The following is a 7,398-nucleotide window of genomic DNA, read 5'->3' on the forward strand; positions in this document are numbered from 1 at the left end:
CCCGTACTTCCTGGCCATGGGCAGCGACCTGCGGGATTCCGGCCACCGCTTCAGCGATATCTTCCGGATTTACGGGTTCAACCTGGTGCTGATGCCCGTGAACCTGGCCGGCGTCGTAAAATCGCTGCAGCAGGCGCTCACCGGTGACAAGATTCCGTTCGCCCGCACCCCGAAAGTCAAGGACCGGACGGCAGCACCGGCGATTTACGTCCTCGCACCCTACGCGATCGTGGTGTTCTCCCTGTTCACGGTCTGGCGCGACGTGATGCAGCAGAACTGGAGCAACGCGGTCTTCGCGGCCTTCAACGCGGTGATGGCGGCGTACGCCATCCGCGCGTATATCGGACTGAGGAACTCGGCCGTCGATATCTTCCTCGGCGTGCTGAACTGGCTCTACGTCAAACCCAAAGAAGCCGCGCCGGAGGGACCGCTGGTCATTCCGAAGTCACCGGAAGAGGTCGACTGGGAGTCGATCCTGTACCACGGCGACCGGCGTCTCAACCGTGACCTCCGCGGTGATACCGACAGGCGCAAGAGGGCCGGTGTCCGGTGACCGGGGGAGGCGCGTCGGGACCGGTCCTCGCTGCGAACGGGAAGAACTCCCTGAGTATCCGCGGCGGTATCATCGAGTCAGTCTGGACCCCCGGTTCGTCTGTTGACGTCGGGGAGGCCCGGGACGCCATGCGGGCCGCCGAGCTGATCGGCCAAGGTACGCCCAGGCCGATGCTTTCCGTGATGACCGACGTGGTGATCAGCGCTGCGGCCCGCTACGAATTCGCAAAGTCGGTCCATGTCAGCGCCATCGCCGTGCTGGGGTCCAGCGCCGTGGACCGTGTCGTGGCGGCGGCCACCGGCCGGGATACCAGGTTCCCGCACGAATTCTTCACGTCCCGGACGGACGCGCTCGCCTGGCTGAACGGCTTCCTCAGCAGGCCTGGGGAACGTGAACGGGGTGAGCTGGGAGCGTCCGCTCTCAACGCCCTAGGCTGACCCGGACCGGACTGCTACTGTCCCGATAGAAGGCAGTGCACAGCTTCGGAGCGGGGGCATCAGCATGACGGTGGCCGAAATCCAGGTGGACCAACGCGTGATCGGAATCGACTCGCGGCGCTTCGCCTCGGTGGAGAAGGCATTGGTGGAGCTGATCACCAACAGCGACGACAGCTACGCCCGACTGCAGCGATCCGGCGCCCAAGGTGGCGGCGCCGAGAGTGGCGGCCGGATCCGGGTGCGGTACGAGCGGCACCACACCGGCGCCGTGCTGATGGTCAGTGACCAGGCGGAGGGCATGTCCTTCCAGCAGGCCGGCCGAATCCTCAGCTACGGCGGCGCGCACAGCCCGCTCGCCCGGGGCGAAGGCGACGGGCGCGGCTACTTCGGCCGCGGCCTCAAGCAGGCCATCTTCGGCCTGGGGCACGGCTGGCTCGAGACCATCCAGGACGGCCGTTTCACCCGAATCGACGTCTTCCGCGGCGAAAACGGCGGCTATCTCTACGACGACGGCGGACAGGACCGCCGCGCGTACCCGGCCGACTACGCCCGCCTCGGCGTCGATGAAACACCGGCGGGCAGCGGCACCCGGGTGACGGTCGTCGTCGACAATCACCGCGTCCGGATCACCCAGTACAGCACCCTGTTGCAGTCTCTATCCGATAATTTCTACCTTCGTGCGGTGCTGGGCCGGCGGAACGTCGAACTGGAGCGCGGCGAGCCCGGGTCGGGCGAACTCCGCAGCGAGCCGGTCCGGTTCCTCGAACCGCCGGCGCAGCTGTTGCTCGGCCCTGACCTGCCGGGGACCGTCAGCTTTGAGGGCCAGACGTATCCGTTCAGCCTCACGCTGAAACGCGCAGTCGACACCGAGCTGACCCTCAGGGGCGACGAACGCACCAACGGACTCCTTGTCCTCTCCGGGAACGCGRCACTGGATTGCCAGCTGTTCGAGTTCGAAAACCAGGTCGGCACGGAATACCTCTTCGGCGCCGTCCGCTGCGATGCCCTGACCGGGATGCTGGGCCGCGGGCGGGCGATCATCAGCGATGAGCGCGAGGGCCTGAACCCCCGGGACCCCTTCGTGGCGGCGTTTTCCCAGGCCGTCAGCCAAGTCATCGCCGGTTCGGTACAGCACGAGAAAGAGAAACTCACCCATCTGGAACGCGCCACCACCTCCGGCCGCACCGCCGAAATGATCGAGCAGCTGCTGAAACACATGAGCGAGGCGGCCGTCGTCGACCTAGGGCTGGAGACGGCGCCGGTGGCCCGGAACCGGGATGGCACTCCAGCCGCGGGCGAACAACCCGCGGCCCTCCGGTTCACCACTCCCTTCTATTACCGGCCACCCGGCCATCCATTCCACATTGCGCTGCTGCTGGATCCGGCGCAGTTGCCCGACGGCGGGATGCTCACCTTTGAGGTGGAGCAGTCCGGCGGGTTGCGGATCGACCCGGAACCGGTCCCGACCGCCGTCGCCGCGCTGGGGCGCACGCGTCGGCTTGAGTGGACCGTGCTGGGCGAACGCGACGGCGACCGTGCCGAGCTAACCGTCCGGGAGGGCGACTACTGGGCGTTGTGCGAAATCGTCATCGCCGAGCAGGCCTCGCACCACAGCGCCGACCAGCCGCCGCACCATGCGCTCACCGCCGACGCGGCAGCTCTGCAGCAGCCGCCGCACCGGGAGGGTGGCCGCCCCAGCCGGGACCACGGCGTCGATCTGTTCACCGGCTATGACTTCCGCAGCCTGCACAACAGCGCCGACCGTGCCGTTTACAGTGCTGAGGAACGCAAAGTCATCATCAATACAGCGGCCCCGACCGTCCAGCTCTACATCGACGGCCGCGGGCGCTTCCGTGATTCAGCGGGGCTGCTGCTGGCCGAACTCTTCCTGGACGTGATCGCGGACGAACTCGCCCGGCGCCGCACGGAACAACACGGCCACGCGGGGGACCTCGAAGCCTTCAAGAGTGCCAAGCGGGACATCATCCGCCGCTACGGCAGCGACGTGCACCGGACGTTTCTGGCGTGAGGGCCCCCGGGCCCGGGCCGTGGGAAGGGCATTATGGGCCCTAGTCCGCCTAGAGCTCAGCCTGTACAGTCTCCCGTGTCGGCCCTCCGGGCCGGGGTGCCCTGCCCGTCGCAGAAGGAGTGCTCATGCCGCTGCCAGCCACGGAAAAACGCGGGCTGCCGGCACCCGACATAGCCGCCACCGGCCCGGTCCGTGCCCCGCGGGGCAGGTCCGCGGCCGGGCTATTGGTCGGCATAGCGGTCCTGACACTGCTGTTTGTGGTGCGGCTTCTGGTTCCCTCGTCCGTGGACGGGTCCGGGTTGGCCAATGCGCTACGGGATTTTGCCACCTTGTCGATCAGCGTCGTCATCGAATCCCTGCCCTTCGTCTTCCTCGGGATCGTGCTCTCTATCGGCGTGCAGATCTGGCTCCCCGAGGGGCTCCTGCTGCGCAGGCTCCCGAGAACCCCTTTTCTGCGGCGGATAGTGCTGTCTCTGCTGGGCATGCTGCTTCCGGTATGTGAATGTGGCAACGTCCCGCTGGCCCGCGGGCTGATGGTCAATGGTCTGACGGTGGCCGAGTCCATGACGTTTCTGTTCGCCGCGCCGATCTTGAACCCCATCACCATCATCACGACGCAGCAGGCCTTCGGCTGGGACAACAACATCCTGGTGGCCCGCATTCTCGGCGGCTTCCTCATCGCGAACCTGGTGGGCTGGATCTACAGCCGGCATCCACGCCCGCAGGAGCTGCTGACGTCCCGGTTCCAGGCAGCCTGCGCCCTGGACGACCACCACGGCGGCCTGCAGGGCAGGCCGGCGCGAAGTGTGCGGATGTTCGTCCAGGAAACGGGAGCCATGATGCCAGCGCTCTTCATCGGCGCGGCCCTGGCCGGAATCATCCAGGTCGCCGTTTCCCGGGAGGTGCTCGTGACGCTCGGGAGTAACCCGGTCTGGTCCGTGGTGGCCCTGATGCTCCTGGCCTTCGTCGTGGCCATCTGTTCCAACGTTGACGCTTTCTTCATTCTGTCCTTCGGTGCAACGTTCATGCCGGGGGCTATCGTGGCGTTCCTCGTGTTCGGGCCGATGATCGACGTGAAGATGCTCACCCTGCTACGCACCACGTTCACCTCCAAGACCCTCGTTCAGCTGAGTGCGCTGGTGGCGTTGTCCGCCGCCGTACTCGGATTGGCGGTCAATTATGTTCACTAGAAGGCTGATTCGGCGCTGGCAGGGTGTGGCCTTAAGCCTCATCGGCGTCGTGGCCACGCTGTGGCTCGGCCTGACTGGCCAACTGGCCCTATACATCCATCCGCGGTACTTCGTGTTCACCATGGTCATGGCCGTGATTGCCGCCGTGCTGGCGCTCGCGGCCTTTGCCCTGGCGCCCGGCGCGGCGGACGAACACCTGCACGAACAGGCTGAAACCGGAATCACCCGGTGGGGATGGCTTTGGCCCACCGGAAGCATCTTGACCATCACCGCGGCGGTAGTGGGCTTGCTGGTGCTGCCGCCGTCGACGCTCACCACGTCGACGGTCGCCCAGCGGGGTCTCAACGGCTCCGCCTCGTCGCTCGTCTCAAACGATGCCGGCAAGCTCGCCGGCGGAGACTACTCGTCGTTCACCGTCAGGGACTGGGCCTCCTTGCTCCGTTCCGGAGCGGGCGTTGATTTCTTCGCCGGCAAGACTGCCACGGTTACCGGCTTCGTCACCCCTGACAAGGGCGATCCGGCGAATGTGTTCTTTGTGACGCGCTTCGTGGTGAGCTGCTGCGCCGTTGACGCCCAACCTATCGGCGTGCCCGTCTACCGTCCCGGCTGGCAGAACGAGTACAAGACGGACAGTTGGGTGACCCTCACCAGCGGTTTCCGCCCGAACCCCAATGTCACCAGCCGCGAATCGGTCGTGCTCATCCCCGACACGATCACTCCTGTCGCACAGCCGGCGCAGCCCTATGTCTACTAAACCCACCACCACACCGAAGGCCAGGCCGGCTGCGAAGTCGCGGACCGGGTCGTCCACCAAGGCGGCGACCAAGCCATCCACCAAACCCGGGGCCAAGGCGTCCGCCAAGCCGGGAGCCAAGGAGACGGCTAAACAGAAAGCCGCGGCGCGCCGGGCGGGGCGTGGCTTTGTTCGCTCGCTCTACGGCACCATCGCATTTCTTGGCATCCTCGCGGGCGCCCTTACTGCCGGAAACCTGGCGGAGCTGCAGCATCCGAACTCCGTTTCCGCATTGGACCATGCCGCCGGCACCGCCTCTTTTGATATCTACACGTTGGAACGGAATGCCGGCTTCGACAGTGCGGGGAAGAAGATCCCCGACGCCATCCGGGGGGCCAACCTCTCCGGTGGCGGGAAGACCACGGTGCTTGCCACCGCCCCGCGGATCCAGGAATTTGCCGCGCTTCCCACCGCCTTGGCCCTTGCGACGCTCAACGGCGACAACACCAACGCACTGGAGATCGTTCCACTCGACGGCGGGGCTCCGCGGATCGTGCCGTTGCCCAAAACCGGAAAAGTGGAGAATCTGCGGGCAGCCGCGTCGGGCCACCTCATTGGCTACACGTTCACCAGTTCCTCGTCCACRGATCAGCCCGGTAAGAAACTCTTCGTCTACGACGTCGAAGACACTTCCGCCTCGCCGAAGCAGGTCGACGGGATTAACGGTCCGGTCAGCGCGGCCGACTGGAAATTTGTCCCGGGCTCAACCACGCTCGTTGCGCAGACCGACGGGCTGTCGATGTTCGCCCTGGATCCCCTGAGCCCGGGCAGAGTCACCCCGTTGGGCACGCACGGCGGATTGCTCGGCTTTGTCCCCGGCACGGGCGACCTCGTCGTCGCAGACCGGGCACTACGGCAGGGGATCGACCCGGAGCGCTACTCGACCATCAACATCGCCACCGGAACCGTTACCCAACTGAGCATCGCCGAAGGTGCCGGCCTGAAAAGCAACCAGGACGGGGCGACGGCTACCGCGGGGCCGCCCCTCCTACTGAACAAAGGCGGCCTGTACGCGCAGGTGACGAGCACCTTTGACGCAGGAAATGAGCGCTCCGCGGTCAATGTCACCGACCGGAACGGACCCAACGTGCTCTACCGGCCGGACGCCGGCCGATCCCGGATAGCCAACGTCTGCCTTTCGCCAACGGGCGCGTACCTTGCCATTGAAACCGCCGCGCCCGGCTACGTCGGGGATCAGTACCCGAACCGCCCGGCACCGACCCCCATGGAGACCGCCGTCGTTGACGTCAAGACCGGAGCCTTGGTGCTCACTGTCCCCGGTTTCCTGCCGAACTGGTGCGGGTAGCCGCGGCCCCAACGGTCTCCGCCAACCTCCGACCGAGGACCGCGCACCTGCCTCAGGTGCCGCCCCGGACTTTGTCAGACCCATTGACACCCCGGCAACACCGGACTAGCCTACAACCAAATGGTTGTAGATCAATTGGGTGACGAGGCGCTGGATCGCCTGTTCCAGGCATTCGCCGATACGACCCGCCGCGACATCGTACGGCGGGTGACGGCGGGGGAGTACTCCGTCTCCGGTCTCGCCGCGCTCTACGCCATGAGTTTCGCAGCCGTCCAGAAACACGTGGCGGTACTGGAACGCGCGTCCCTGGTGACCAAGGAAAAGCGCGGAAGGGAGCAGATTGTGCGGGCCAACCACGAGGGGCTGCAGAAGGCCCGCCGGCTGCTCGACGAGTACGAGGTCATGTGGCGGCAGCGGAGCGAACGGATCGCGGACTTGCTCGCAGAAACAGGGCCACCAACAAATGTCGAATAGCAGGCAAGGCAGAAACCACCGTAGCTGAAAGATAGGAAGGCTCGACATGACAGTCATCAGTTCAGTCAAGAATCTTGAGGCGCTGAGCCTCAGCGTCGTCGCCGAATTCGACGCCGGCGTCGAGCGCGTCTGGCAGATCTGGGAAGACCCGCGGCTGCTCGAGCGCTGGTGGGGTCCGCCGAGCTGGCCGGCCACTTTCGAGAAGCACGACTTCGTCCCCGGCGGCGAGGCCACGTACTTCATGACCGGCCCGGACGGGGAGAAGGCCCGCGGCTGGTGGAAATTTGTCGCCATCGAGGCCCCGCACCGCCTGGAGTTCGACGATGGGTTTTCGGACGCCGACGGCGTCCCGGTGGCGGACAAGGGCACCATCCACGGAGTGGTGACACTGGAACCGATCGGCGACCGCACCCGGATGACCGTGCACTCCACCTTCGAGGCGGAGGAGCAAATGGAGGAGATCGTGGCCATGGGCATGGAAGAAGGCATGAACCAGGCCCTGGGCCAGGTGGACGCGATCCTCGCCGAGCACGCGAACGCCTGACCATGCACAGGCGGCACCAGCGTCAAGGGCGCCATGCTCGCGTCCGACGGCGGCTGGTCCGCACCCTAGGGG

Annotated in this window: 7 protein-coding genes and 1 pseudogene; all 8 read left to right on the forward strand. The window is 66.1% G+C overall.

Annotated elements, in window-relative coordinates; all coding sequences use genetic code 11:
- Positions 1–553 (forward strand): annotated as a pseudogene (locus AB4Y86_RS07855) (glycosyltransferase family 2 protein); the annotation flags it as partial.
- A complete protein-coding gene (locus AB4Y86_RS07860) occupies positions 550–990 on the forward strand; it encodes a DUF7793 family protein (RefSeq protein ID WP_441401636.1) in 441 nt (146 codons plus the stop codon). The pseudogene AB4Y86_RS07855 and the gene AB4Y86_RS07860, both read left to right, overlap by 4 nt.
- Before the next feature lie 64 nt (positions 991–1,054).
- On the forward strand, positions 1,055–3,019 hold the full coding sequence (locus AB4Y86_RS07865; RefSeq protein WP_441401638.1) for an ATP-binding protein: 1,965 nt from the start codon (positions 1,055–1,057) through the stop codon (positions 3,017–3,019).
- A 125-nt stretch (positions 3,020–3,144) separates the two neighbouring features.
- Positions 3,145–4,209: a permease gene (locus AB4Y86_RS07870; protein WP_441401640.1), complete on the forward strand. Its 1,065-nt coding sequence runs from the start codon at positions 3,145–3,147 to the stop codon at positions 4,207–4,209.
- The gene (locus tag AB4Y86_RS07875) at positions 4,199–4,963 is read left to right on the forward strand and encodes a TIGR03943 family putative permease subunit (RefSeq protein ID WP_441401642.1); all 765 of its coding nucleotides are present in this window, start codon (positions 4,199–4,201) and stop codon (positions 4,961–4,963) included. The genes AB4Y86_RS07870 and AB4Y86_RS07875 overlap by 11 nt, the downstream gene beginning before the upstream one ends.
- Complete coding sequence (locus AB4Y86_RS07880) at positions 4,953–6,308, forward strand: hypothetical protein (protein ID WP_441401644.1); 1,356 nt, start codon at positions 4,953–4,955, stop codon at positions 6,306–6,308. Before AB4Y86_RS07875 ends, AB4Y86_RS07880 begins: the two co-directional genes overlap by 11 nt.
- Before the next feature lie 120 nt (positions 6,309–6,428).
- Positions 6,429–6,782, forward strand: a complete 354-nt coding sequence (locus tag AB4Y86_RS07885) for an ArsR/SmtB family transcription factor (protein WP_441401646.1) — start codon at positions 6,429–6,431, stop codon at positions 6,780–6,782.
- 46 nt (positions 6,783–6,828) lie between these two features.
- Positions 6,829–7,326, forward strand: coding sequence for an SRPBCC family protein (locus AB4Y86_RS07890; RefSeq protein ID WP_441401648.1), 498 nt, complete (start codon positions 6,829–6,831; stop codon positions 7,324–7,326).
- Positions 7,327–7,398: the final 72 nt, after the last annotated feature.

Source organism: Arthrobacter sp. 2YAF22_2 (assembly GCF_052114645.1).
Taxonomy (GTDB): domain Bacteria; phylum Actinomycetota; class Actinomycetes; order Actinomycetales; family Micrococcaceae; genus Arthrobacter.